Origin of the sequence: Hyphomicrobium sp. (assembly GCF_009026145.1) — a bacterium.
GTDB lineage: Bacteria > Pseudomonadota > Alphaproteobacteria > Rhizobiales > Hyphomicrobiaceae > Hyphomicrobium_A.
Window position 1 is genome coordinate 70634 of the sequence record NZ_WBUE01000009.1, and the last position, 25533, is coordinate 96166.

Here is a 25533-nt window from a genome sequence, read left to right on the forward strand (position 1 = left end):
CATCTTGACGACCTGACGGTGCCGGCCCCACACACGCGCATGATCGGCGTCTTCGATTCAGGCTTGGGGGGGCTGACGGTGCTGCGCGCACTCGTCGACCGCTTCCCCGACAAGTCATTTCTCTACCTGGGCGACCACGCGAACGTCCCTTACGGCGATCGCTCGTCGGCCGAGGTCATCGATTTCACGCGCGCCAGCGTCGAAGCGCTGTTTGCCCAGGGCTGCAAGCTGGTCCTGCTCGGCTGCAATACGGCAACCGCCGTCGCCGCCCGTCACCTACAGCAAAAGTGGCTGCCGAGCAGCCGCTGGCGCGGCCATAACGTGCTTGGCATCGTGGCGCCGACGGTCGAAGCCGCCACGCAGACGCCCTGGGCCGTGTCGAGCCCGCAATACCCGCAGAAGTACAACACCGACGTCGTCGCCGTCTTCGGCACCACGCGCACGATTACCTCCGGCGTCTACCCGGAAGAGATCCGCAAGCGCTGCCCGCGCGTTACGGTCGTGCAGCAAGTGTGTGGGCGCCTCGCCGGTGCGATCGAGGAGGCGGCCCCGGAGGCCGAGCTGGAGCGCCTCGTCGAGGAGGGCATCCGCGGGTTGCTAGCGCAGACCAACGGAATGCCGCCGCACCGCGCGATTCTTGGTTGTACGCACTTCCCGCTGGTGGAGCACCTCTTCCGCCGCCACCTGCCGCCGTTCACCCGCATCCTCTCGCAGCCGGAGGTGGTCGCCGATAGTCTCGAGGACTATCTGGCGCGGCATCAGCATTACGTGGACGGCGATCGCGGCCGCTCGCTCGTTCTGATGACGACCGGCAATCCAAGCGAAATCAGCGCCCGCGCGCGCGTGTTCTGGCCGGAGGTGACGGCTTTCGAGCTGTCGGCCGCCTGATCTCCGTCAAAGCTCGCTTAATCCAAGGCCATACCTATATTGGGTCTCGACCAACGAGGATCCCATGGCCGACAACCACCGCGCTCCCGGCAGCACCCACCACCATCCGCACGCGCACGAGCACAAAAAGAGCGAGGCGGCCAGCCCATCGCCGTCGCTGGCCAAGGATCCCGTGTGCGGGATGGACGTCGACCCACACACCGCCAAGTTCCGCGCCGAACACGCTGGGCGCAGCTATTACTTCTGCGCCGCCGGCTGCCGCACGAAATTCTTGGCCGATCCGCAGAAGTACCTCACCAAAGACGAGCGCGTGCATGTGCCGGTGCCGGAAGGCACCGTCTACACGTGCCCGATGCACCCAGAGATTCGCCAGGTTGGTCCGGGTTCGTGCCCCATCTGCGGTATGGCCCTGGAGCCCGAGCTGGTAAGCGCCGAGACGGGCCCGAACCCCGAGCTCGTCGACATGGCGCGACGCTTCTGGATCGGCCTAGTGCTCACCTTGCCGGTACTTGCTCTCGAGATGGGCGGGCATCTCACCGGGCTGCATATGCTGCTCAGCAAGACGACGTCGAACTGGCTGCAGCTGGCGTTAGCGACGCCGGTCGTGCTGTGGGTCGGCTGGCCGTTCTTCGAACGCGGCTGGCAGTCGCTTCTCACGCGCAACCTTAACATGTTCACGCTCATCGCCATGGGCACAGGCGTCGCCTGGGTCTACAGCGTAATTGCGACACTTGCGCCCGGAATCTTCCCCTCGGCGTTCCGCGGACCGGATGGTGCCGTAGCCGTCTACTTCGAAGCGGCCTCCGTCATCACGGTGCTGGTCCTGCTGGGACAGGTTCTCGAGCTGCGCGCGCGCGAGCAGACGTCCGGCGCCATCCGCGCGCTGCTCGACCTCGCGCCCAAGACCGCGCGCCGCGTGCAGGACGGCTCGGACGAGGAGGTCCCGCTCGACGATGTAGTTGTGGGCGACAAGCTGCGCGTTCGCCCGGGCGAGAAGGTACCGGTCGACGGCACCCTCATCGAGGGACGCTCCTCGCTCGACGAATCCATGGTGACCGGCGAGTCGATGCCCGTCACCAAGGAGGTCGGCGCCAAGGTGATCGCCGGAACGCTCAACCAGTCCGGCTCCTTCGTCATGCGCGCCGACAAGGTCGGGCGCGACACCATGCTCGCCCAGATCGTGCAGATGGTAGCACAGGCGCAGCGCTCGCGCGCCCCGATCCAGCGCCTTGCCGACCAGGTCTCAGGCTGGTTCGTGCCGGCGGTGATCCTGGTCGCAGTGGTGGCCTTCGTGGCATGGGCCATGTTCGGGCCCGAGCCGCGCTTTGCCTATGGGCTCGTTGCCGCTGTCACGGTGCTGATCATCGCCTGCCCGTGCGCGCTCGGGCTCGCCACCCCGATGTCGATCATGGTTGGCGTCGGACGCGGCGCGCAGGCCGGTGTGTTGATCAAGAACGCGGAAGCGCTCGAGCGCATGGAGAAGGTCGACACCCTCGTCGTCGACAAGACGGGCACCTTGACGGAAGGCAAGCCGAAGGTCGTCAAGATCGTCCCCGCAGAGGGCTTCGATGAGGCGAGCCTGCTCAAATTCGCGGCCAGCGTCGAGGTCGCGAGCGAGCACCCGCTTGCGGCGGCGATCGTTGCCGCCGCCAAGGAGCGCAACATCGAGCTGGCCCGCGTCATGGGCTTCGACTCGCCGACCGGCAAGGGCGCCATCGGCATGGTCGAGCGCAAGCGCGTTGCGCTCGGCAATCCGCGCTTCCTCGCCGAGCTAGGCATCGCCACCACACCGCTCGAGGCGCAGGCCGAGCAGCTGCGCCGCGAGGGCGCGACGTCGATCTTCGTCGCCGTCGATGGCAAGGTTGCCGGCGTCATCGCCATCGCCGATCCGGTCAAAGCCACAACCGCGGCGGCGCTTAAGGCGCTGAGCGGAGACGGCGTGCGCGTCGTCATGCTCACGGGAGACAATCGCACTACGGCACTGGCGGTCGCGCGCCGCCTCGGTCTCACCGAAATCGAGGCCGAGGTGCTGCCCGACCAGAAGAGCGCCGTCGTCGAGAAGCTACAGAAGGAAGGCCGCGTCGTCGCCATGGCCGGCGACGGCGTCAACGATGCTCCTGCGCTCGCGGCAGCCGAGGTCGGCATTGCCATGGGCACCGGCACCGACGTCGCTATCGAGAGCGCCGGCATCACGCTCTTGAAGGGCGATCTGCAGGGCATCGTGCGCGCGCGCCGTCTGTCGGAGAGCGTCATGCGCAATATCCGCCAGAACCTGTTCTTCGCCTTCATCTACAATGCCGCTGGCGTGCCGATAGCGGCCGGCGTGCTTTACCCGGCCTTCGGCATCCTGTTGTCGCCGATCATCGCCGCGGCCGCCATGGCGCTGTCCTCGGTCAGCGTCATCACCAATTCGTTGCGTCTGCGCAGCGTGAAGCTGGGCTGACACGCTCTACTCCCCCTCACCCCGAAGCGATCTTGCGATCGCTTCCGACCTCTCCCCGGCGAGGAGAGGTTAAGGCCTTGCCTCGAGTTCGACTAGCCTCTCCCCACTGGGGACAGGCCGGCGCGAATGCGTAGCGTGCGTTCCGGGTGAGGGGGCTCTGTCAGCGTTAGTCGGCGACGCTCTCTGGCCAATCCAACCTTAGCTCGGCTACTGGCCCGGCATCGTGTCGAAGCGCGCCTTCTGCTCGTCGCTGAGCGAGTCATAGAAGCCGACCAGCGCCGGCCGCACCTCGTTCATCGCCGTAACCGTAGCGCGCAGACGCTTGTCCATGGCGTCGAGACGGGCCTCGGTCGTTGCCGGGATCTGCGCCGGGCACGTCGCCTGCAGCATGGCCGCCGCCTTGGCCGACACGTTGTCGAGGGCGTCGAGCGCTGCTTTCTGCTCCTCGTCGGGATCGACCGTCGCGATGATCTCCTGCGTCGGCACGTTGATGAACTCCTCGTTCTGCGTCGAGCACAGCGCGGTCGGGTTCGCCACCTTGCTGCCGCCGAGGGAATCGAGCTGTTGCTTCTGCTCGGCCGACAGCGAGCCATCGAACTTGGCAAGCGGCGCGCGCACGAGGTCGAGACCCTGCACCATGGCGTCGAGGCGCTTTTGCAGCGCGTCGAGGCGGCCAACCGGGGTCAGCGGCGGGGAGCTGGGGCACGACGCCTTGAGGATGCCTTCCGCCTTGCTGGAGGCGACTTCGAGCGCCTTGAGGTCAGTGAGCTGCACGCCGGTGGGCTTCACACTCGCCTCGATCTTGTCGATCGGCAGGCTGGCAACTCCGGGTGCGAAGCCGCTGCAAGTGGCGAGATCCTGGTTCTGGCTGTCGTCCTGTGCCGCGGCGGTCTGCTTTTCGTCGCTGCCATCAGAGGGACCCGCGCTGTAGATGTCCTGGTGCGACTGGCGCGCATAGACGTAGTCGCCGTCGGTCTGCGTCCACGCCGTGGCGCCGTAGCCACCCGTCGGCCATGCGTAGGCGCCGTTGGGCCAGAACAGACCGCCCATGATGTAGTCGACGCCATAGTTCCAGAACGGCGCCGTCGCCGCGTAGGGCCACCAGGCAAACGACCACATGTCGCCCCAGGCGAACGGCCAGAACACCGGGCCGACCCAGCCCCAGCGGCAATTGTAGCAGTTGAAGTTGCGGGCGTTCCAATTGTTGTTCCAGAACGCGTTGTGGTCCCAGCGACCGGCATTCACCGGCTCGTGCCAGTTGTTCCAGTGCTGGGCGAGATCGTCACGGCGGTCGAGGTTGCGATGATCGTCGACCGCGCGGTCGCGCGCATCGGGATGATCGGCATGGTCGTCGCCGCGACGTGCCGCGTCATCGGCGCGGTGATCGTCCATGGCACGATGGTCGTCGACGGGATGGTGATCCTCGACCGGACGGTGGTCGCCCATGCGCGGCTCGCCCATCTCGGACCGGAACTCGGGCCGGAAGTCGCGCATGCCACCGCCGAAATCGCGCATGCCGCCAAAGTGACCCCCGCCAAAGCCGCCGCCGAAGTGACCGCCACCGAAGCCGCCGCGCGCGTCGGCATCCGTGGTCAAACCGAATGTGCCTATGGCAACGCTTGCGGCGAGCGCAAGAACCGAGCTGCGAGTCATGATCTTCCCTCCGAACGCAAACGTGTCGCAACGGCTCGCGGCCGGCGACCGATGGGATTGGGATAGCCGGCAAGGTATGACGAGAGGCTCAGCGTGGCGGCGAGACCTTGGGTCAGAGCAAACAAATCCTTCATGCTGCCGAGGCAATTGGTGGGGCTCGGACAACAGCTTTGCAGAAGTTGCGGATGGGCGCCGCCCCCGTGCCTTGGGGCGTTTTCAGCCCCGTAGGGCGACATGCCACTGGCGAAGGCGCCTCCGGCGCACGATATGAGGCTCCCCAGCGAGCCCGGCGCCCGCTATTGATCCGCCGAACGCGCGCCAACGAGAGACGAGATGCTGCCCGACGTAACCGAAACGACGATTACCGTTCCGCCAGAGTGGGCACTGCTCAAGGCAGTATGGACCGCCTGGCCCGCCGACCCGCGTGAATGGAACGGCGACCTCGAGACGCCGCGCCGGGACGTGGCGGCGATGGTGCGCGCGCTGGCCGAGGCGAATACGGTGCGCCTGCTCGTCAACGGCGCGGAGGCGGAGGCCTCGGCACGTGCCGCGCTGGGTGGCGTCGCCGATTTTGTGCAGGCGCGCTATGGTGATATTTGGCTGCGCGACACGGGACCCATCTTCGCGCACACACACCTCGGCCCCGTGGCGCTGCGCTTTGCCACCAACAGCTGGGGCGGCAAGTACGACCTGCCCGACGACGCCACGGTCGGCGACGACATCGCCCGCGTCGCAGACGTCGCGATCCGGCGCTTCGGCTTCGTGCTCGAGGGCGGCGCTGTCGACCACGACGGGGAGGGAACGATCCTGACAACGCGGCAGACGCTGCTCAACCCCAACCGTAACGGTTGGACGCGGGCGCAGGCCGAAGCGGCGCTCGGCGAGGCGTTCGGCGCCCAGAAGGTGATCTGGATCGACGAGGGCCTCAAGAACGACCATACCGACGGGCACATCGACAACATCGCGCGCTTCGTCGGCCCGGGGCGCGTCGTCTGCCAGGCGCCGGCCGGTGACGACGATCCCAACCGCGAGACGCTCGATGCCATCGCCCGCACGCTGGAGGCGGCAACCGACGCCCTCGGTCGCAAACTGGAGGTGGCGCGCATCCCCGGCGTCGGGCTCTATCGTAATGCCCTCGGCGAGATCTCGCCCGCATCGCACATGAACTTCGTCATCGCCAATGGTCTTGTCGTCGTGCCCGTGTACGGCACACCTACCGAAGAGGCAGCGCTGGCCGGGCTCCGGACGGTTTTCCCCGATCACAAGGTAGTGGGCGTTCCCTCGCGCGGGTTGCTTGGCTGCGGCACCGCTGGCGGCGGCTCGTTCCATTGCATCACCCAGCAGGAGCCGCGCTAGATGGCCCACCGCACGCTCACCGTCGCCGCGATCCAGACATGGTACGGCCACGACCTGCGCGACAACATCGCCAGGACCGAGGCTTTCGCGCGCGAGGCAGCAAAGCAGGGCGCCCAGGTCGTGCTGCCGTCGGAACTGTTCCAGGGCATCTACTTCCCGACCCGCCAAGACCCGAAGTGGTTCACGACGGCGCTTCCCGTCGATGAGCACCCGTGCGTGCTGGCGCTCAAGAAGCTCGCCGGCGAGCTCGGCGTCGTCATTCCCATCTCGTTCTTCGAGAAGGACGGCCCGCGCTACTACAACAGCGTCGCCATTGCCGACGCGGACGGGTCCATCCTCGGCGTCTACCGAAAGAGCCACATCCCGGACGGCCCCGGCTACCAGGAGAAATACTACTTCCACCCCGGCGACACCGGCTTCAAGGCGTGGAAGACCAAGGCCGGCACCATCGGAGTCGGCATCTGCTGGGACCAGTGGTTCCCCGAGTGCGCGCGGGCCATGGCGCTCGCCGGCGCCGAGGTGCTGTTCTATCCGACCGCCATCGGGTCCGAGCCCTACGACGCGAGCCTCGATACGCACCTGCAGTGGCAGCGTGCGATGCAGGGCCACGCCGTCGCCAACGCCGTGCCGGTCGTCGCCGCCAACCGCATCGGCCTCGAAGACAATGACGGCGCCAAGCAGAGATTCTACGGCCACTCGTTCATCGCCGATCACCGCGGCGAGATCGTCGAATCTTTCGGCGCTAGCGACGAGGGCGTGCTCGTGCACACGTTCGACCTCAACAAACTGGAGAGCTACCGCGCCGACTGGGGCTTCTTCCGCGACCGGCGCGCCGATCTTTACGCCAAGAGCATTGTCTGATCGGGCTCCGCGCTCTGCAACAGCGTCTTGAAATAGCTGGACAACAGCCGATCGCCGGGATCGCGCGCGCGGCGCGCCTGCGCGAACTCGCTCCACCGGTCACCGTATGCCTTGGCCACCTGCTCCGGGGTCAGGTGCTTGGTCTGATTGAGCAGCGGATGGCCGTCGTGGGCGCTGGAGAACTCGTTGAATGCTTTAAGGAAGGCATCCCAGCCGGGTCCGCCGGTCGAGGCCGGGTCGATGCTCATGGCCGGGGCATCGTGCGTGAACGACAGGAGCGCGTTCTTGTCGGCGACCATGCGGTAGCCGACTGCTGGTAAGTCGCAACGGAAACCGGTCCGCTCCGCATACTCGCGGCAAAAACGGAAGTAGGCCTCCAGCGTGGCGAAGAAATGCGCCTCGTCGAACGACCACATCGAGAACACGAACTTGTAGGGTCCGGGTTTCTCGCTGTGGCGGATGATCTGCAGGTGCGGCTTGGTTGCGTTGCCGCCGACGATGAAGGTCGTCCAGCGGCAGATCAGGAAGTCGTAGATCGCACGCACGCGGTACTCTATGGCACGGTTAGGTGAGCCGCGTGCGATAAGAACCGTGAACATAGGCCCTAGTCGGCGCCAGAAGGCATTGCGCAGCCACCAGCGGCCCGAGGAGGTCGGCTTGACGCCCGGCACCTCGCGCCGCTCCTCCACCATCACCCTGCCTGAGAAAGGATAGAAGTACATCATCAGCGCCTTGCCCTCGGCCACGAGGCTGGGCACGGCAGCGCGGAACTGCTCGAGCGTGAAGACGCGGTGGCGCGCCCAGATGGCGGTCAGCGGCTTGATGCGCAGCGTCACCTCGACAATGACGCCGATGAGGCCGTAGCTCGAGCGCAAAAGGCGCATCTCCTCGCCGTTCTCGGTCTCATTGTAGCTGGCCACCGTGCCGTCGGGTCTGACGACCTTCATGCCGGAGACGAACGAGCTGATCTGCCCCCAGTACGAGGTGCCGATCAGCGAGCTGTCCTTCGTCGCGGCGCAGGCGACCGCGCCGAGCGTGACGTTGCCGATCTCGGTGTTGATGTGAAACTGCTTGCCGCGGCGCGCTAGCTCTTCCGCCACATCGATGTACAGCGCGCCCGCCTCGGCGGTGACGAAGTCGTGGCCGATCTCGATGATGCGGGTCATGCCGGTCATATCGAGCATGGTGCCCCCGTCGTCGGCGGAGCAGGGAGCCGGCGAATGCAGCTTGCCCACCGCCCGCACCGGCGAGGGATAGCTCGCCGCATCCATGACGACGCGCACCACGTCGTCGATCGTTCGCGGGTGGACCACGACGGCCGGACTGTAGGTCACGCCGCCTTCCCAGTTGGTGATCGCATCGGTGGGTGCTGGAGTTTCAGCTGGTCGGCGATTGGCCACGAAGCCAGCGTGTCCGGCTAGCTTCAAGAGCGCCGCGACATGCGGCGTCATCGCCAGCTGAGGCATCAATGACTTCATACGCTGCCCCCACCGCTACGCTAAACCTCTGCGGTTTCAATGGGTACGCAGCCTAGCGTGCCATCGGTGGCATGCACATACGCCGCACGCCTCATGCTTAATCAAAGGCGCCGCCGCGTATCGGAATTGTCCGCGCTCAGGAAGCCGATTTCGACATGCGCTGGCCGATGATGATCAGGCGGGCGGCGCGCTCGGCGGCATCCTGCAGGTACTGCCGCGACTTCTTGATCGCCACATCGAGCGGCATGGCGTTGGGCGTTGCCGTCTCGAGACCATCGATGCCGTGCGCGAAAACACCGCCTGCATCATCCGCCAGACCGCCGCCGATAGCTACGACCGGCACGCCGTGCTTGCGCGCCGCCGCGGCGACGCCCGAGGGGGTCTTGCCGAAGGCGGTCTGGAAATCAACGCGCCCCTCGCCGGTGAAGGCGAGAGCGGCACCCTGCATGTGCTCCTCGAGCCGCGTCGCCGCGACGACGAGTTCGACGCCGCGCTTCAGCGTGGCGTTGGTGAAGGCCATGAGCCCAGCCCCGATGCCGCCGCCAGCGCCAGCGCCCGGCCGATCGATGACATCGGCACCGATTGAGCGTTTGATGACGTGGGCGAAGTGCGCCAGGTTCTTGTCGAGCTGCTCGACCATCTCTGGCGTGGCGCCCTTCTGCGGGCCGTAGACGCGCGAAGCACCCTTCTCGCCGCACAACGGATTGGTGACGTCGCAGGCGACGCTGATGCGGATCTTGGCGAGGCCAGGGTTCACGCCCGACATGTCGACGGCCTGCACCTTGTCGAGGTGACCGCCAGCGATGAGATCGGGAATCGGCGCCCCACCAAAGTTCAGGAAGCGGACACCGAGCGCCTGGGCGAGGCCGGCGCCGGCATCGTTGGTGGCCGAGCCGCCAATGCCAAGAATGATCTCCTCGACGCCGCGCTTGATGGCATCGGCGATCAGCTCACCGGTGCCGTAGGTGGTGGCAACGAGCGGATTGCGCTGCTCCTTGGGAACGAGCGGAAGCCCGGAAGCCTCGGCCATCTCGATGACCGCCGTCTTGCCGTTGCCGAGCAGGCCGTAGGAAGCCAGCACCCTGGCGCCCATGGGACCCGAGACCTCGACCTGGACGATCTGGCCGCCGGTGGCATCGACCAGCGATTGCACCGTGCCCTCGCCGCCGTCGGCCATCGGCACCTTGACGTAGACGGCGTCCGGCCAGACCCGCTTGAGGCCCGTCTCGATCTCGCTCGCCACTTCCAGGGAGGTCAGGTTTTCTTTGAAGGAATCCGGGGCGATGACGATCTTCATTGGGCACTTCTTCTTACGGACGCTCGCGCGCCAACGGCTAATCGGCGAGAGGATACGGGGAAAGGCCGCACTGTGTCGCGCGCCTGCTTAAAGTTGCTTTCTTCGTCGGGGGTTACCTGAAAGCCATTGTGGCCATGGTTAAGGATAGCGAACAAATCGTTCGCCGCGGGGCACGCGACAAGGCCTCAGGTGCCCAGCTCCTGGATCGCATCCGATTCGACGATGTGCACGCCCGGGGCGGCACGCTCGGCGCATACGAGCATGCCCCTGGCAACCGTTTTTGTATGTATTGCCCGATACTTGCGTAGCGGCCCCAGCATCAGTGGGCCGATGACGGCGAGTACCCGGTTGCCGATGCGCTCGGCCAGCCGAAACTCGTCGCGCTCTCCGGCGAGCAGCGATGGGCGCAGGATATAGACCGATCGCAACCCCGCGCCCGCAACCCCGCTTTCCATCTCCCCCTTGGTCCTAAGATAGACGCTGCGCGCCGTTGCCCGGGCATCGACGGAGCTTATGGCGACGAGCGCCGTAGCGCTATGCGCGGCCGCCCATTTCGCCAAGGCGATCGGAATATCGCGATCGACCTTCTGAAAAGCCTCGGTAGACCCAGCCTTTTTTTGCGTCGTACCAACGCAGCAGAATACCGCTTCCACGTCCTCGCCCGCCGGCGGCGGAGGAATGCGGGAGAAGTCGACGATTCTCTCTTTGACCCTCGGAAGCTCGGCATACTGCGTCGGCCGGTGGTGTAGCACGACGATATTGTCGAACCGCGGCGAGGCGAGCAGTAGCGGCATGAGCTGGCGCCCGATGGCACCGGTGGACCCGACGATAACCGCCACGCGTTTTGCCATGGTGCTCTACTCCCGCTCCCCGGGCGCAGACTAGTCGTCGAGCCGGAACTCGTCCACGCAGCCGGATTGCGTGGCAATATGACCCCCTGCAAACGCGAAATGACGTCGAAGGAGGTCCAGTTGAGCACATTCACCGTCAGGCGCGGCCGGCGCTACCAAGCCACCATCTCGCTCGGCCTTTTGGAAAGCCTCGCCGGCAACGACATGATCGCCGATCGGCTACGGGCCGCGGGGTTCACCGACATCAGCGTCAATGGGTCGGGGACCGTTCGGCATGCCGAAGCGCTCTGGCCGAAAGACGATGCCACTGCCGAAATGCCGGCGCAGGTGAGCGCCGTAACAGAAATTGAAGCGGCGTGAATTGCGCGGCGCTGATTCCTCAGTCGGTGTGGCCCTGCAGTGAGGGAGCGCAGACCCGCGTGATGGTGATCAATGAATGGGCATGGGATTGCCCTCAGATTTAGTGCCTTGGAAACCCAGATCCCGGACGCATCTGCGGAAATGCATCATATGAGCGGAAATCGATCTGCCTGCTGACATTCAACATGCGTAGGACTTGTCTTGCTTGACTGACATGGCAAGATATGCGGCCTGAGCACGAAGTCTCGCGTTACCGAATGCAGCCCCTTGAGCTCGACCTTCGATCCGCACCGTGCGACCCCGCGATCTGTCCGATTTCCGCCACTCGGTCATCGGCACTTCGTCCGTGGAATGCGGAATGGGCCGACCTTCGGTCTCTCGGGACGACTGTCGGCGGGAGGGACAGTGGAGATGCAATTAGACGAACACAGGGCCAGGATGATTCTGGATTCGTCGCACGCTGCGTGGAGCCGCGGTGATATCGAGGGGGTGCTGAGCAACTACGTCGACGATCTCACCTACTACTGCAATACCGGCGGCCCCGACGGAGGACCACTTTCGATCGTCGGCAAGCAGGCCTTGCGCCACATGCTGCAGCCCATCGCCGACGTCGCCGAAAGCGTTTCCGTATCCGAATACTTCCGCTTCAGCGATGGGATCGGGCGCGCCAAGATCGAGTGCTACATTCGCCATAAGACGACGCACCACACACTCGTCGGATCGTACCGCCAGCTCGTCACCTATAGGGGCAACAGGATCGCGCGTATGGAGGAATTCCACGATGCGGCCAAGATGATTGCCTTCTGGCGCATGATCTCCGGCGAGGCCGCGATAGAGAAGGCGTTGCTGGCCGAGTGACGACGTCACCAGCTTTCGGGGACCGGAACGGCACATTGATTGCCGCCCCCGTTGTTGCGGCTTCTCACCAACGGCGCCAGCGCCACCACCAGTTGCGATGCCAGCGCCAGCGAACCCAGCCGGCCTTGTCGACCATGGACGCGGAATGAGCCGAGTAGCCGGGAATGGCGCTGAGGCCAGCGACCGGCGCCGCCTGCGCCGGTGTCCCGAGCGCCACGGCGCACAGCGTCAGGGCGCCGGCAAATGCGCAGACGGGAAGATGACGGTGCATGGGGTATCCTCCGGATTGAACGTCCTTCAAAGGATACCGTTGCCCGTGCCAAGATCGCCTTAGCCCAAGCGATCCAAATTTCCTCAATCCGCGCCCAACGACCTTAACCATGTCTTGCGACGCCTTATCGCGCGCAACGCCTTTGGCGGCCGCCGCGTCACGCCGATGCCGCTTTTGCGACGGGGAATCCCGTGGCGATAACCGGGACAGGGGTCAGAAACGTGAAATTCAAGATTGGCGCCGAATGGTGGGATGCGTTCTTCAAGATGCTGTCGATCGTGCTCGTGCCGCTCACCGTTGCCGGCATGGGCTGGTACTGGACGCGCTGGCAGCAGAACGTCAATGACCTCAAGAGCATGATCGATCTCGTCACCGACAAGTCGCCGGAGAAGCAGAAGTATGGGATCGCGATGTTCGAGTACCTCGCCAAGAACGGCAAGGTGCCGGTCGAATTCCTCTCCGCGCAGATCGACTACGCGACCACGGCGGAAAACCACGAGCTTTTGCCGATGCTAGAGGTCGCCATCCAGGCAGCCGCCAAGGAAAACTCCGATGTCGCCGAGGCCTACCGCGTGGCCCTGGAGCGGCGGCCGGCACGTGTCTTCATCCATGTACCGAACGACGACGTCTATGGCTGCCTCGTGCGCTTGCGCGAAGCCTTCAAGGATGCCGACAAGGCGGCCGTGCGCTTCCCGGCCGTGCGCAAGTACCAGGGCTACGCCAACTCCAACCAGGAGCTGCGCTTCTTCCATGCCGAGGACGAGCAGCGCGCCAAGCAGATTGCCACCCTGTTTCGCACGCTGGGACTGGAGCTCAGCGTCAAGGACATATCGAGGACGTCCTGGGCACGCACCAATGCGCCCAACAGCTACGAGCTGTGGTTCAACGGCAATCCTCTGCCGCGCATCTGCCAGCAGGCCGCGAGCGGCTAAAGCACAGTGGACCAAGCCGGGTGGATAAAAAACCGGGGCGCACGCCTGAGGGTAAGGCGTGCGCCCCGATATCGCCACGTACGGCCCGGGGGGGGAGGGCCTTTCTAGGGGAAGGGAAGCGTGACGTAGGCACAATCTGCCAGAGGCCGGGCCCCCCGCCCCTTGATCGGCGTCAACACGAATTGTCGCAGGGTGTCATCGACGACAAAGCCGCCGGGAGATGCCCGGCGGCTCCGTCGTATCACTGGCTATTGGGTGCTCAGCCCGCTTCGCGATCGCGGCGCGGCGGGCGGCGGTCGCGTCCGCCACCTTCGCGCTCGCGACGCGGCGGGCGCTCGGAACGGAACTCCTGCTCGGGCTCCTCGCCCTCGCCACGCGGAATCTCCTGGCCCGTCGCCTGATCGACGATCTTCATCGACAGACGCGTCTTGCCGCGCTCGTCGAAGCCGAGGAGCTTGACGTAGACCTCCTGGCCCTCCTTGACGACCTCGCCGACCGTCGCCGGACGCCCCGGGGCGAGCTGCGAGATGTGCACGAGGCCGTCCTTGGCGCCGAAGAAGTTCACGAAGGCGCCGAAGTCCATGATCTTGACGACCTTGCCCTTGTAGATGGTGCCGACCTCCGGCTCTGAAGCGATCTCCTTGATGCGCTTCAGCGCCGCCTCGATCGACTCGCGCTTGGCCGCGGCTACCTTCACCGTGCCGTCGTCCTCGATGTCGATCTTGGCGCCGGATTCGGCGACGATCTCGCGGATCACCGAGCCGCCCGAGCCGATCACCTCGCGGATCTTGTCGGTCGGGATCTTGATCGTCTCGATACGCGGCGCATGCTCGCCGAGCTCGGCGCGGGCGGTGCCCAGCGCCTTCGCCATCTCGCCGAGGATGTGCATGCGGCCGTCGCGTGCCTGATCGAGCGCAACGCGCATGATCTCCTCGGTGATGCCGGTGATCTTGATGTCCATCTGCAGCGATGTGACGCCCTTGTCGGTGCCGGCCACCTTGAAGTCCATGTCACCCAGATGATCCTCATCGCCGAGGATGTCCGAGAGCACGGCGAAGTCGGCGCCTTCCTTGATGAGGCCCATGGCGATACCCGCCACCGGCGACTTGATGGGCACGCCGGCATCCATGAGGGCCAGCGAGGTGCCGCACACCGTGGCCATCGACGAGGAGCCATTCGACTCGGTGATCTCGGAGACGACGCGGATGGTGTAGGGGAACTCCTCCTGCGCCGGCATCACCGGATGGATGGCGCGCCAGGCGAGCTTGCCGTGGCCGATTTCGCGGCGCCCGGGCGAGCCCATGCGACCCGTCTCGCCCACCGAATATGGCGGGAAGTTGTAGTGCAGCATGAAGCGCTCTTTGCGCGTGCCCTCGAGCGCGTCGATGAACTGCTCGTCCTCGCCAGTGCCGAGCGTGGCGACGACCATCGCCTGCGTCTCGCCGCGGGTGAACAGCGCCGAGCCGTGCGTGCGCGGCAGGACATGTACCTCGGAAACGATGGGACGCACGGTTTTCAGGTCGCGGCCGTCGATGCGGCGGCCGGTCTTGACGATATCGCCGCGCACGATCTCGCTCTTCAGCGCCTTGAACGTATCGGCGAGCAGCACCTTCTCGTTGGCGTCGTCGGGGATCTCGATACCGGCCTTCACCTTGGCCTCGGCCTCTTTGACGAGGTCGTAGCGCTTCTGCTTCTCCTTGGTGGAGAAAGCGGCGCGCAGGTCGGCCTCGGCGAGCTGCCTGACCTGCTCCGAATACTTCTGCGCGTCCGGCAACTCAATATCCCACGGCTCCTTGGCGGCCTTCTCGGCAAGCTTGATGATAGCCTGAATCACCGGCTGGAAGTGCCGGTGGCCGAACATCACCGCTTCGAGCATCTGCGTCTCGGGAAGCTCCTTGGCCTCCGACTCGACCATCATGACGGCGTCCTGCGTACCGGCGATGACGAGGTCGAGAGAGCTCTCCGGCATCTCGTCGAGCATCGGGTTGAGCACGAGCTCGCCGGCGATCAGGCCGACGCGGGCGGCACCAATCGGCCCGAGGAACGGTACGCCCGACAGCGTCAGCGCCGCGGATGCCGCGACCATGCCAAGGATGTCCGGGTCGTTCTCCATGTCGTGCGACAGCACGGTGACGACGACCTGCGTCTCGTTCTTGAAGCCCTCGACGAACAACGGGCGGATGGGCCGGTCGATGAGGCGCGAGGTCAACGTCTCCTTCTCGGAGGGGCGGCCTTCGCGCTTGAAGAAGCCGCCGGGAATCTTGCCCGCGGCGTAGGTCTTCTCCTGATAGTTCACGGTAAGGGGGAAGAAGTCGACGCCCGGCTTGGGAGCCTTGGCGGCAACGACGGTGGCGAGAACGCTGGTCTCGCCGTACTGGGCGTAGACCGCAGCGTCGGCCTGGCGCGCCATGCGCCCGGTCTCGAGCGTGAGCTTGCGCCCACCCCAATCAATTTCAACACGATGGATATCGAACATGTTCGTTCTTTCTTTCTCTCATCTCGTAGCGGTGCACAGCCGGCCGGAATGCCGGTTGCGCTTGCCCTCGGTTTTGAGCCGAGGCGCGAGGCTCGATGCCTCCTAAGGATGCGGGCGGATGGCTGTCATCGACGAGGTCGCCGACCTTCCGCGCGCCTGTCGTCAGCGGCGGATGCCGAGCTTGTCGATGATACTCTGGTAGCGCTGCTCGTTCTTGCGCTTCACGTAGTCGAGAAGCTGGCGGCGCTGGCTCACCATCTTGAGGAGGCCGCGGCGCGAATGGTTGTCTTTCTTGTGGGTCTTGAAATGCTCGGTGAGGTGGTTGATCCGCTCGGTCAGGAGGGCGATCTGCACTTCCGGCGAGCCGGTGTCGTTGGCCTTCGTAGCGTTGTCCTTGATGAGCGCGCTCTTGCGCTCGGGCGAAAGCGACATCGGGTATCCTTTCTCTTAAGGTGTGGGAGAGGGCCTAGCCCTCAAAAAGCGGCCACAGCCGGGATGTCGTCCAGCAGGGTCGCAAAGCGGTGGGCGTCTTATACACGAGCGTGCCGGCGCCGCGAGCACAAATCGGGCCTGAAATGGTGCCTGTGACGTTAACCGGCGCCTTCCCTCCCCTGCACGCTGGCGATATCAGCCGAAATTGAACACCCGGGTGGGGCGGAAGGCCCCTTTCTCCAGCTCGCCGAGCGCGAGAATGCGGCCCTTGAAGTGCGCGTAAGCCGCCCCGCTCAGCACCGGTGCGTCACGCCCGCGCACGAGCACGGCCTGGCCGCGGGCCAGGCTTGCGGCGTCGCCGGGACCGACGCTCAAGCCTGGCAGATCTTCGAGCGCCGCCTCGACGGGCTGCAGATAGCGGCCGATCTCGCCCGACTCGGCCGCCTCCTTCAGGGTGCCAAGTTGCACCGCCATCTGCTCATCGAACGGCCCGACGCGCGTGCGCCGCAGGGCGATGACGTGCGCGGCGCTGCCCAACGCCCGGCCCATGTCGCGCGCCAGGGCCCGCACGTACGTTCCCTTGCCGCACTCGGCCTCCAGCACCGCCGTCGCCTCGTCCGGCATATCGATAAGTCGCAGCTCCTCGATCACGATCCAGCGCGGCTCCAGCACGACCTCCTCGCCGCTGCGGGCCAAGTCGTAGGCGCGGTTGCCTTCCACCTTGATGGCCGAGAACGCCGGCGGCACCTGGCTGATCTCGCCGGTGAAATCGGGAAGGATATTCTCGATGTCCTCCAGCGAAGGAAGCACGTCCGAGGTGCGCACGACCTGGCCCTCGGCATCGTCGGTATCGGTCTCGGCGCCGAAGCGCACCGTGAAGCGGTATGCTTTCTCGCCATCGACGGCGAACGGCACGGTCTTCGTCGCCTCGCCGAGCGCAATCGGCAGGATGCCGGTCGCCAACGGATCGAGGGTGCCGGCATGGCCCGCCTTCTGCGCCTCGAACAGGCGGCGCACGGCGCCGACGGCCTGCGTCGACGTCATGCCGATCGGCTTGTCGAGCACGACCCAGCCATGCACCGGATTTCCCTTTTTTCTCCGCGCCATCGGCTAGTCCTTGTCGACATCCTGACGGACCTTCGGGCTCGCCAGCAGCGCATCGATGCGGCTCGCCTCCTCGAACGTCTCGTCGCGGCGGAAGCGGATGTCGGGTGCGAACTTCAGGTTCACCGCCCGCGCCACCTCTCCGCGGATGTAGCGCTTGTTGCGGTTGAGCGCCTCGATCACTTCCTTCGTGTCGGTATCCCCGAGGGTGACGACGTATACCGTCGCCAGCTTCAGGTCGGGTGACAACCGCACCTCCGGCACGGTGATGACGTGCGCGGCGATGACATCGTCGTGGATGTCGCCGCGCGCCAACATCTCGGCGAGCTTGTGGCGAATGAGCTCGCCGACGCGCAGCTGCCGCTGCGAAGGCGCGGCCGAATACGCCGATTTCTTGGATCTCGTCACTGGAAAGTTAGCTCACTGGAATCCGCCGCGGGATTGGACCGCGAGCGGTTGCCAAATTCGAGTGTCAGACCCAGAGGGTCTGACACTTAGTCCCTAATTCCTAGAACCTAATCCCTAGAGCGAGCGCGTCACCGTCTCAACGTTGAAGCACTCGATGTGGTCGCCCTGCCGGATGTCCTGGTAGTTGGCGAAAGCCATGCCGCACTCCTGGCCTGCCGGCACCTCGCGCACCTCGTCCTTGAAGCGCTTCAAGGTCGATAGCGTGCCTTCGTGAATGACGACGTCGTCGCGGATGAGGCGCACCTTGGCGCCGCGCTCGACCTTGCCCTCCGTCACGCGGCAGCCGGCGACCTTGCCGGTCTTCGAGATGTTGAACACCTCGAGGATTTCCGCCTTGCCGAGGTAGATCTCGCGGATCGTCGGCGCCAACAGGCCCGACATCGCCGCCTTCACGTCGTCCACCAGATCGTAGATGATGTTGTAGTAGCGGATCTGGATGCCGTCGCGGTCGGCAAGCGCCTTCGCCTGCGCGTTGGCGCGGACGTTGAAGCCGACGATCACCGCCTTCGAGGCGCTCGCTAGCGCCACATCGGATTCGGTGATGCCGCCGACGCCCGAGTGGACGATCTGGGCGCCGACCTCGTCGGTTCCGAGCTTGCGCAGCGCGCCGGCAATGGCCTCGACCGAGCCCTGCACGTCGCCCTTGACGAGCAGCGTGAAGTCCTTGCGGCCAGCCTCTTTGAGCTGCTGCATCATCTGCTCGAGCGTGCGGGCCGTGCCGGCCGAGCCGAGTGCGTCGCGGCGCTTGCGCACGCGGTAATCGGTGATCTCGCGCGCGCGGCCCTCGTTTTCGACAACGGCGAACTGGTCGCCGGCCTCAGGTGCGGAATCGAAGCCGAGGATCTCGACCGGCACTGACGGTCCGGCCGCCGGCGTGTTCTCGCCGTGGTCGTCGATAAGCGCACGCACACGTCCCCAGGCGGTACCGGCGACGACGATGTCGCCGACGCGCAGCGTGCCGCGCTGCACCAGCACGGTGCCGACCGGGCCGCGCCCGCGCTCCAGCTTCGCCTCCACGACGATGCCTTCGGCGGAGCGGTTGGGGTTGGCTTTGAGATCGAGGATTTCCGCCTGCAGGTGGATCGCCTCGAGCAGCTTGTCGAGGTTGGTCCGCTTCAGCGCCGACACCGGCACATCTAGCGTTTCGCCCGACATGCTCTCGACGACGATCTCATGCTGCAAGAGCTCGGTGCGCACGCGGTTCGGATCGGCTTGCGGCTTGTCGATCTTGTTGATCGCCACGATGATCGGCACACCCGCAGCCTTGGCATGGTTGATGGCCTCGATGGTCTGCGGCATGACGCCGTCGTCGGCCGCCACGACCAGCACGACGATGTCCGTCACCTTGGCGCCGCGGGCACGCATGGCGGTGAACGCCTCGTGGCCCGGCGTGTCGATGAACGTCACCTTCTCGCCCGATGGCGTCGTCACCTGATAGGCGCCGATGTGCTGGGTAATGCCGCCGGCCTCGCCGGCAACGACGTTCGTCTGCCGGATGGCGTCGAGCAGCGACGTCTTGCCGTGGTCGACGTGCCCCATGATGGTGACGACCGGAGCGCGCGGCTCGAGCACGCCCTCCTCGTCTTTCTCGCCGATGAACCCGGTTTCGACGTCGGCCTCGGAGACGCGTTTTGGCGTATGGCCGAACTCCTGCACGATGAGCTCGGCCGTGTCGGCGTCGACCACATCGTTTATCTTGTGCATCGCGCCTTCTTTCATCAGGTACTTGATGACGTCGACGGCGCGCTCGGTCATGCGGTTGGCGAGCTCTTGGATGGTGATGACCTCGGGGATCACCACCTCGCGGACGATCTTCTCGCGGTTCTGGGGAATGCCCATCGCCTTGAGCTTCTCGCGCTCGCGCTTGCGCTTCAACGAGGCGAGGGAGCGCTCGCGCTGCTTCTCGTCGAAGGCGTTGTTGATGGTCAGCTTGACGCGCTCGCGCTTTTCGTCCGCCTTCGGCGTCGGAGTGCGCGCAGCGCCGGGCTTGCGGGCGCCCTTGGGACCACCGCGACCCTCTTCCTCGTCGATCTCAGGACCGCGAGCAACGCGCTTGGGGGCTTCCGGCTCAGGCTTGGCGCGTGGCGGCACCGGGATTTCGATCTCGCGCGGTCGGCCGCCCTCGCGCGGCTGCAGCGCCGGATTATAGGAGGTGCGTGGACGCGGAGCGCCGTCGCCGGTCCGCGGGCGTGCCGTTGCCGGCGCCGCACCACGCGCTTCGGGAGCACGCACTTCGGGAGCACGCGCCACAGGTGCCGATGTTTCGCTCGTCGGAGAGGGAGCGGCGACAGGGGGCGGCGGCGGAGCGGCCGCCGCAGCCGCAGCCGCAAGCTCCGCCCGGGCGCGCTCCTCGACGCGCTCGATATCCTCGCGCTGGCGTGCGGCAGCAAGCGCACGCGCACGCGCGTCGCGCTCCTCGTCGGACAGGCCGCGGCCGCCAACCGGCGCCGGTTTCTCGGCGATGGGCGCCGCCGCTTCAGGATGCGCCGGCTTGCGTGCCACCGGTGCTTCGACGACCGGCGCAGCCGCAGTCATCTCTGGCTCGCCGGCTCCGCCGGGACCCGAGAGCTTCCGCGTTCTGCGCTTTTCGACGACAACCGACTTCGAGCGTCCGTGGCTGAAATTCTGCCGGACATGGCCGCTTTCGACCGTCCGCTGCAGCGACAGCGGCTTGCGCGCGCCTCCGCGGAGAGTCTTGTCGGTGGTGTCCTTGGTCTCTGTCATGCTCTTCTCGTTCAAACTCCGAAACCCTGCATTTCCTGTCTTCAGGATGCGCTCAAGCCCGACCGATAGCGCCTTAAGCGCTCGGCCTGACTAAGAAACCGTGTCGTGGCTCCGCCTTGTATGAGGCCAGCATGTACCACATTTGACCGCCCGATGGCCAAGCTCAATTGTTCGATGGTGAGGCAATCAACAATAGGCGCAGGCTTGCCCTTATCTCGTTGAATTGCCATGAACTTGGCGTCGAGCTTGCGGCGTCCCTCGGGGGTGCCGTCGGCCCCGTGAAGCAGCGCCGCAGCACGCCCGCTGTCGAGCAGCTTGTCGACTTTCTCGGCCCCGGTGGAGACGAGACCCGCCTTGTTGGCCAGCGACAGCGCGTTGAGGAGGCGCTCTACAAATAGTGCCTCTACGGCCTGAGGCAAGTCCGGTCGAGCGTTCACGTGCCGCTTGAGGCTCTTGGCGAAGGCGTTCGACCTGACCGCAGCCTCCACCGCCGCACGTTCACTGGTTACCCAAACACCCCGACCAGGCAGCTTGCGGGTGACGTCCGGGACTATCGTACCCGAAGGATCGGCGACGAAGCGGATCAGGTCGTCGGGCGGCAGCTCGTGGCGCGTGACGATGCAGCGGCGAAGCGAACCCCGCACGTCTCCATCGTCTGTGTCGTCCAGCGGCTCAGCGCCCAATCCGATATTCCTCTCGCCGAGAACATTGCCAATTAGCCTTCGACAGCGGCATCGTTGCCGCCTTCGGCCGGCTCCTCGCCTTCGCCTACCGCTTCCGCCGGAGCCGGCTGCAGATCCTCAGGCTTGATCCAGCCGGCCAGAACGCGTGCCGACATGATCATCTCCTCGGCCTCCTTGCGGCCGAGATCGAAGCCCTCTAGCACGCCCTTGTGACGCACCGGCTCGGCGTCCTTTTCCTTCTTGCGCTCGGTCCAACCGATGAGATCGTCGGTGGCGCAGTCGGCCAGGTCCTCCAACGTCTTGATGCCGTTCTCGCCCATCGCCACCATCATCGCGGTGGTGACACCCTGAACCTTGGCGATCTCGTCGGCGACGCCCAGCTCGCGCCGCTTGGCATCGCGATCCGCCTCCTGCTTTTCGAGGTACTCACGCGCACGCGTCTGAATCTCGTTGGCCGTATGCTCATCGAACCCTTCGATGTGCGCGATCTCCGAGAGATCGACATAGGCGACCTCCTCGATCGAGGCAAAGCCCTCGGTGACCAGCAGCTGGGCGATCACCTCGTCGACGTCGAGCGCCTCCATGAGCATGGTCGAGCGCTCGGAGAACTCCTTTTGACGGCGCTCGGACTCTTCCTGCTCGGTGAGGATGTCGATGTCCCAGCCCGTGAGCTGCGAGGCGAGCCGCACGTTCTGGCCGCGGCGCCCGATGGCTAACGACAGCTGGCTCTCCGGCACCACGACCTCGATGCGGTTCGAGTCTTCGTCGAGGACGACCTTGGTCACCTCGGCGGGGGCAAGGGCGTTGACGATGAAGCTCGCCGCGTCGGGGTTCCACTGGATGATGTCGACCTTCTCGCCCTGCAGCTCGTTGACCACCGCCTGCACGCGCGAGCCGCGCATGCCGACGCAAGCGCCGACCGGATCGATAGAGGAATCCTTGGAAATAACGGCAATCTTAGCGCGGCTGCCCGGATCGCGCGCCACCGACTTGATCTCGACGACGCCGTCGTAGATCTCCGGCACCTCCTGCGCGAACAGCTTGGACATGAACTCGGGGCGGGCGCGCGAGAGGAAGATCTGCGGGCCGCGCGGCTCACGGGAAACGTTGTAGATGTAGGCGCGGATGCGGTCGCCGTAGCGCACGTTCTCACGCGGGATCATCTCATCGCGGCGGATGATGCCCTCGGCGCGACCCAGATCGACGATGACGTTGCCGTACTCGACCCGCTTCACAGTGCCGTTGACGATCTCGCCGATGCGATCCTTGTATTCGTTATAGTGCCGCTCGCGTTCGGCCTCGCGCACCTTCTGCACGATGACCTGCTTGGCGTTCTGCGCCGCGACGCGACCGAAATCCAGCGGCGGCAGCGGCTCGGCAATGAGGTCGCCGACCTTGGCCTCGCTGTTGCGACGCTGCGCATCCTCGAGCGTGATCTGCGTTGAATCGTTCTCGACCGTGTCGACCACGGCCAGCACCCGCGACAAGCGAGCCTCGCCGGTCTTCGGATCGATCTCACAGCGGATGTCGTTCTCGGCGCCGTAGCGCGACTTCGCCGCCTTCTGGATGGCGTCTTCCATCGCCTCGATGACGATCTTGCGGTCGATCGCCTTCTCGCGTGCCACCGCGTCGGCGATCTGCAGGAGCTCAAGCCTGTTGGCGCTGATGCCGGCCATTGCCATGGTCTTAATCCTCCTCGCGGTCCGCGCTCGGCTCTGTGGCCTCGTCGGATCCTGATGCGTTGCTCTTCTTTGCGCGGCGCAGGGCCTCGCGGATCAATTCGTCGGTCAACACCAGTCGGGCATCCGCGATGAGCCGCATCGGAATACCGATAACGGCCTTCCCTGCCTCACCAAGCTCGACCTCAATGCGGGCCTCGCCGTCCTCGAAGCCTTCGAGCGTGCCGCGGAAACGCTTCCGCCCGTCGATCGGCTCCTTCACCTCGATCTTCGCCTCGTGTCCCGACCAGTCCTCGAAGTCCGAGGGCCGCACCAGCGGGCGGTCGATACCGGGCGAAGAAACCTCGAGGCGATAGGCGCCGGCGATCGGATCGTGCACGTCGAGCAGCGGCGAAATCTCCTTAGATATGGCCTCGCAATCCTCAATCGTCATCGTGCCATCGGGCCGCTCTGCCATGATCTGCACGGTCTTGCCTTCACGGCCGGACACGGCGACGCGCACCAGTCGGAAGCCGCGATCGCTGAGCGCCGGCTCCACGAGCTCGGCAACCCGCGCGGCGGGGCCGCTTTCAACGATGAATCGGTCGCCCAAGGCGCCTTGCTCGCCAGCGTGCATCTTGGTTGTGGTTCCGGCCAGCTCTGCCCGATCCCCTACGCCAATACAAAAAGAGCGGACCCGGAGGGCCCACTCCTGATAGTTGAGATGATCATGAGCAACGGAATATTACGGGATCGTGACTGCGGTTGCAAGGGGACGATGGCTCGTCAGAGGCGGCTGTTCCGCACAAATCGTAAATAGTAGCTTCGTCGCTGCTCCCGCCCGGCCTTGGCTTCGTAGCGCGTTGGGGGCCAATCAACCCCTCGCTGGCGCCAATCCGCCGGCCCCGCGACGCGCCAAACGAACCAGGGGTGGCCGCGCGCTGCCAGGAGAATGGTGCGCAGGTAGTCGCCAATATCGGTGGCCACCCGCAACTCCCCACCCGGGCGCATCACGCGAGCCAACGCATCGAGCAGCGACCGGTTGATCAGCCGACGTTTCACATGCCGCTTCTTCGGCCACGGATCGGGGAACAGGATGAACACCCGATCGAGGGAGCCGGCAGGCAGCCAGCGCAGAACGGCGCGCGCATCCTCGGTGCTCACCCGGATATTGGCGAGTCCGCCCTCGTCGATGGCCGACAGAAGCTTGACGACGCCGTCCTCGAACACCTCGCAGCCAATGAGGCCGACGTCCGGATTGGCGTGCGCCTGCCAAGCGAGGTGCTCCCCGCCGCCGAAGCCGATCTCCAGCCACACCCGCGTTGGCGGTGGTGAGAACAGCGCTGCTAGTTGGGCAGGCGGCGCTTCGGCCAGCGGTAGCGATACGCGCGGCAGAACCTCGTCGAGCAAATGCTGCTGACGTGCACTTAGCTTGCGCCCGCGCCGGCGGCCGAACGATCGCAGCTCATGCCGGCGCTGAAGCTCCAGCGCCCCGCCGCTCGCCTCAGGCGACGGCCTTTTTGATCGCATCGGCAAGGTCGGTCTTCTCCCAGGAGAAACCGCCGTCCGCCTCAGGGGGCCGCCCGAAGTGACCGTAGGCCGCGGTACGGGCGTAAATCGGCTTGTTGAGGTCGAGGTGCTTGCGGATGCCGCGCGGCGACAGGTCCATGACCTCGCCCAGCGCCTTCTCGAGCTTTGCCTCGTCGACTTTGCCGGTGCCGTGCGTGTCGACGTAGATCGACAGCGGCTTGGCGACGCCGATGGCATACGAAAGCTGGATCGTGCACCGATCGGCGAGACCGGCCGCAACCACGTTCTTGGCGAGATAGCGCGCCGCATACGCCGCCGAGCGGTCGACCTTGGTCGAATCCTTGCCGGAGAACGCGCCGCCGCCGTGCGGAGCGGCGCCGCCGTAGGTGTCGACGATGATCTTGCGTCCCGTGAGGCCACAATCGCCATCCGGCCCGCCGATGAAGAATTTACCGGTCGGATTGATGTGCCAGATCGTATCCTTGCTGATCCAGCCTTCGGGCAGCGTCTTGCGCACGTAGGGCTCGATGATGTCGCGGATCTGATTGGACGAAAGGTCTTCCTTGATGTGCTGGTGGGAAACGACGATCTGCGTCACGCCGACCGCCTTGCCGTCCTCGTAGCGCACGGTGACCTGGCTCTTCGAGTCCGGCCCGAGCAGCGCGGCGGCGCCTTCCTTCTTGTGCCGCGCGACGGCCAGATCGTGCAGGATGTTATGGGCGTAGTAGATCGGCGCCGGCATGAGCTGCGGCGTCTCGGTGCAGGCATAGCCGAACATGATGCCCTGATCGCCAGCGCCCTCTTCCTTGTTGGCACCCGGCTGCAGCGCATCGACACCTGCGGCGATGTCCGCCGACTGGGGATGCAGCAGGACCTCGATATCGGCCCTCTCCCAGTGGAAGCCTTCCTGCTCGTAGCCGATGTCGCGGATGGCCATGCGCGCGACGTGCGCGATCCAGTCCTTGGTCACCGTTTCCGGGCCGCGCGTCTCACCGGCGATGACGACCTTGTTGGTCGTGGCCAGCGTCTCGCAGGCAGCGCGGATCGCCCAGGGGTCGATGCCGGCCTTCGGTCCTTCACGGAAGAACAGATCGACGATCTCATCAGAGATGCGATCGCATACCTTGTCCGGGTGCCCCTCGGATACGGACTCGCTCGTGAAGAGATATGATTTGCGTGCCACTCGGGCCCCCGTGCGCTTCGGCGTCGC

The 25533-nt window shown here is 65.6% G+C and carries 22 protein-coding genes; 7 read left to right on the plus strand and 15 right to left on the minus strand.

What is annotated here, in order from left to right; genetic code table 11:
• Positions 1-18: 18 nt before the first annotated feature.
• Together F9K20_RS09440 and F9K20_RS09445 are read left to right on the plus strand one after the other, a co-directional pair.
• On the plus strand, positions 19-888 hold the full coding sequence (locus F9K20_RS09440; RefSeq protein WP_291000418.1) for a glutamate racemase: 870 nt from the start codon (positions 19-21) through the stop codon (positions 886-888).
• 64 nt (positions 889-952) lie between these two features.
• Positions 953-3331: a heavy metal translocating P-type ATPase gene (locus F9K20_RS09445; protein ID WP_291000421.1), complete on the plus strand. Its 2379-nt coding sequence runs from the start codon at positions 953-955 to the stop codon at positions 3329-3331.
• A 207-nt stretch (positions 3332-3538) separates the two neighbouring features.
• Here the strand turns inward: F9K20_RS09445 and F9K20_RS09450 are convergent, their stop codons facing one another.
• A complete protein-coding gene (locus F9K20_RS09450) occupies positions 3539-4984 on the minus strand; it encodes a Spy/CpxP family protein refolding chaperone (protein ID WP_291000423.1) in 1446 nt (481 codons plus the stop codon).
• Positions 4985-5317: 333 nt separating this feature from the next.
• Here F9K20_RS09450 and F9K20_RS09455 point away from each other — a divergent pair, with 333 nt between their 5' ends.
• Positions 5318-6340, plus strand: coding sequence for an agmatine deiminase family protein (locus F9K20_RS09455; RefSeq protein ID WP_291000425.1), 1023 nt, complete (start codon positions 5318-5320; stop codon positions 6338-6340).
• The gene (gene aguB / locus F9K20_RS09460; protein ID WP_291000428.1) at positions 6341-7201 is read left to right on the plus strand and encodes an N-carbamoylputrescine amidase; all 861 of its coding nucleotides are present in this window, start codon (positions 6341-6343) and stop codon (positions 7199-7201) included.
• Here the strand turns inward: aguB and F9K20_RS09465 are convergent.
• The 3 genes from F9K20_RS09465 to F9K20_RS09475 form a co-directional block, all read right to left on the minus strand.
• Positions 7180-8679: an FAD-binding oxidoreductase gene (locus F9K20_RS09465; RefSeq protein ID WP_291000431.1), complete on the minus strand. Its 1500-nt coding sequence runs from the start codon at positions 8677-8679 to the stop codon at positions 7180-7182. The two genes, aguB and F9K20_RS09465, sit on opposite strands and share 22 nt — an antisense overlap.
• 136 nt (positions 8680-8815) lie before the next feature.
• Positions 8816-9976, minus strand: a complete 1161-nt coding sequence (locus F9K20_RS09470) for a glycerate kinase (protein ID WP_291000434.1) — start codon at positions 9974-9976, stop codon at positions 8816-8818.
• A 185-nt stretch (positions 9977-10161) separates the two neighbouring features.
• Positions 10162-10827 carry an NAD-dependent epimerase/dehydratase family protein gene (locus tag F9K20_RS09475; protein ID WP_291000437.1) on the minus strand — a complete coding sequence of 222 codons (666 nt, stop codon included), beginning with the start codon at positions 10825-10827 and terminating at the stop codon, positions 10162-10164.
• A gap of 120 nt (positions 10828-10947) precedes the next feature.
• On the opposite strand from F9K20_RS09475, the gene F9K20_RS09480 reads away from it, so the two are divergent.
• Complete coding sequence (locus F9K20_RS09480; protein ID WP_291000440.1) at positions 10948-11187, plus strand: hypothetical protein; 240 nt, start codon at positions 10948-10950, stop codon at positions 11185-11187.
• A gap of 438 nt (positions 11188-11625) precedes the next feature.
• Positions 11626-12045: a hypothetical protein gene (locus tag F9K20_RS09485; protein ID WP_291000443.1), complete on the plus strand. Its 420-nt coding sequence runs from the start codon at positions 11626-11628 to the stop codon at positions 12043-12045.
• Positions 12046-12109: 64 nt separating this feature from the next.
• Here F9K20_RS09485 and F9K20_RS09490 read toward each other — a convergent pair whose 3' ends face one another.
• Positions 12110-12316 carry a hypothetical protein gene (locus F9K20_RS09490; RefSeq protein ID WP_291000448.1) on the minus strand — a complete coding sequence of 69 codons (207 nt, stop codon included), beginning with the start codon at positions 12314-12316 and terminating at the stop codon, positions 12110-12112.
• Between the two features lie 221 nt (positions 12317-12537).
• Here F9K20_RS09490 and F9K20_RS09495 point away from each other — a divergent pair, with 221 nt between their 5' ends.
• A complete protein-coding gene (locus F9K20_RS09495) occupies positions 12538-13248 on the plus strand; it encodes a hypothetical protein (RefSeq protein WP_291000450.1) in 711 nt (236 codons plus the stop codon).
• 259 nt (positions 13249-13507) lie between these two features.
• Here the strand turns inward: F9K20_RS09495 and pnp are convergent, their stop codons facing one another.
• The 10 genes from pnp to metK form a co-directional block, all read right to left on the minus strand.
• Positions 13508-15724: a polyribonucleotide nucleotidyltransferase gene (gene pnp, locus F9K20_RS09500; RefSeq protein WP_291000452.1), complete on the minus strand. Its 2217-nt coding sequence runs from the start codon at positions 15722-15724 to the stop codon at positions 13508-13510.
• A gap of 162 nt (positions 15725-15886) precedes the next feature.
• Positions 15887-16156, minus strand: a complete 270-nt coding sequence (gene rpsO / locus F9K20_RS09505) for a 30S ribosomal protein S15 (RefSeq protein WP_291000455.1) — start codon at positions 16154-16156, stop codon at positions 15887-15889.
• A gap of 195 nt (positions 16157-16351) precedes the next feature.
• Positions 16352-17263 (minus strand): tRNA pseudouridine(55) synthase TruB, encoded by a 912-nt coding sequence (truB, locus tag F9K20_RS09510; RefSeq protein ID WP_291000458.1) that lies wholly within the window; start codon positions 17261-17263, stop codon positions 16352-16354.
• Between the two features lie 3 nt (positions 17264-17266).
• The gene (gene rbfA, locus F9K20_RS09515; RefSeq protein ID WP_291000461.1) at positions 17267-17668 is read right to left on the minus strand and encodes a 30S ribosome-binding factor RbfA; all 402 of its coding nucleotides are present in this window, start codon (positions 17666-17668) and stop codon (positions 17267-17269) included.
• A 114-nt stretch (positions 17669-17782) separates the two neighbouring features.
• On the minus strand, positions 17783-20452 hold the full coding sequence (infB, locus tag F9K20_RS09520; RefSeq protein WP_291000464.1) for a translation initiation factor IF-2: 2670 nt from the start codon (positions 20450-20452) through the stop codon (positions 17783-17785).
• A gap of 41 nt (positions 20453-20493) precedes the next feature.
• A complete protein-coding gene (locus F9K20_RS09525) occupies positions 20494-21135 on the minus strand; it encodes an RNA-binding protein (protein ID WP_291000466.1) in 642 nt (213 codons plus the stop codon).
• A 32-nt stretch (positions 21136-21167) separates the two neighbouring features.
• Positions 21168-22817 carry a transcription termination factor NusA gene (gene nusA / locus F9K20_RS09530; RefSeq protein WP_291000469.1) on the minus strand — a complete coding sequence of 550 codons (1650 nt, stop codon included), beginning with the start codon at positions 22815-22817 and terminating at the stop codon, positions 21168-21170.
• 4 nt (positions 22818-22821) lie between these two features.
• On the minus strand, positions 22822-23406 hold the full coding sequence (gene rimP / locus F9K20_RS09535) for a ribosome maturation factor RimP (protein ID WP_291000472.1): 585 nt from the start codon (positions 23404-23406) through the stop codon (positions 22822-22824).
• Positions 23407-23579: 173 nt separating this feature from the next.
• Complete coding sequence (gene trmB / locus F9K20_RS09540; protein WP_291000474.1) at positions 23580-24323, minus strand: tRNA (guanosine(46)-N7)-methyltransferase TrmB; 744 nt, start codon at positions 24321-24323, stop codon at positions 23580-23582.
• Positions 24298-25506 (minus strand): methionine adenosyltransferase, encoded by a 1209-nt coding sequence (metK, locus tag F9K20_RS09545; RefSeq protein WP_291000476.1) that lies wholly within the window; start codon positions 25504-25506, stop codon positions 24298-24300. The genes trmB and metK overlap by 26 nt, the downstream gene beginning before the upstream one ends.
• Positions 25507-25533 lie beyond the last annotated feature (27 nt).

Excerpts from the sequence above, each read along its gene's own strand:
- aguB (WP_291000428.1), top strand. The coding sequence starts at position 6,341 with ATGGCCCACCGCACGCTCACCGTCGCCGCGATCCAGACATGGTACGGC.
- F9K20_RS09450 (WP_291000423.1), bottom strand. The coding sequence starts at position 4,984 with ATGACTCGCAGCTCGGTTCTTGCGCTCGCCGCAAGCGTTGCCATAGGC.
- F9K20_RS09455 (WP_291000425.1), top strand. The coding sequence starts at position 5,318 with ATGCTGCCCGACGTAACCGAAACGACGATTACCGTTCCGCCAGAGTGG.
- truB (WP_291000458.1), bottom strand. The coding sequence starts at position 17,263 with ATGGCGCGGAGAAAAAAGGGAAATCCGGTGCATGGCTGGGTCGTGCTC.
- F9K20_RS09470 (WP_291000434.1), bottom strand. The coding sequence starts at position 9,976 with ATGAAGATCGTCATCGCCCCGGATTCCTTCAAAGAAAACCTGACCTCC.
- F9K20_RS09465 (WP_291000431.1), bottom strand. The coding sequence starts at position 8,679 with ATGAAGTCATTGATGCCTCAGCTGGCGATGACGCCGCATGTCGCGGCG.
- trmB (WP_291000474.1), bottom strand. The coding sequence starts at position 24,323 with ATGCGATCAAAAAGGCCGTCGCCTGAGGCGAGCGGCGGGGCGCTGGAG.
- nusA (WP_291000469.1), bottom strand. The coding sequence starts at position 22,817 with ATGGCAATGGCCGGCATCAGCGCCAACAGGCTTGAGCTCCTGCAGATC.
- rpsO (WP_291000455.1), bottom strand. The coding sequence starts at position 16,156 with ATGTCGCTTTCGCCCGAGCGCAAGAGCGCGCTCATCAAGGACAACGCT.
- F9K20_RS09445 (WP_291000421.1), top strand. The coding sequence starts at position 953 with ATGGCCGACAACCACCGCGCTCCCGGCAGCACCCACCACCATCCGCAC.
- infB (WP_291000464.1), bottom strand. The coding sequence starts at position 20,452 with ATGACAGAGACCAAGGACACCACCGACAAGACTCTCCGCGGAGGCGCG.
- F9K20_RS09475 (WP_291000437.1), bottom strand. The coding sequence starts at position 10,827 with ATGGCAAAACGCGTGGCGGTTATCGTCGGGTCCACCGGTGCCATCGGG.
- F9K20_RS09490 (WP_291000448.1), bottom strand. The coding sequence starts at position 12,316 with ATGCACCGTCATCTTCCCGTCTGCGCATTTGCCGGCGCCCTGACGCTG.
- F9K20_RS09485 (WP_291000443.1), top strand. The coding sequence starts at position 11,626 with ATGATTCTGGATTCGTCGCACGCTGCGTGGAGCCGCGGTGATATCGAG.
- pnp (WP_291000452.1), bottom strand. The coding sequence starts at position 15,724 with ATGTTCGATATCCATCGTGTTGAAATTGATTGGGGTGGGCGCAAGCTC.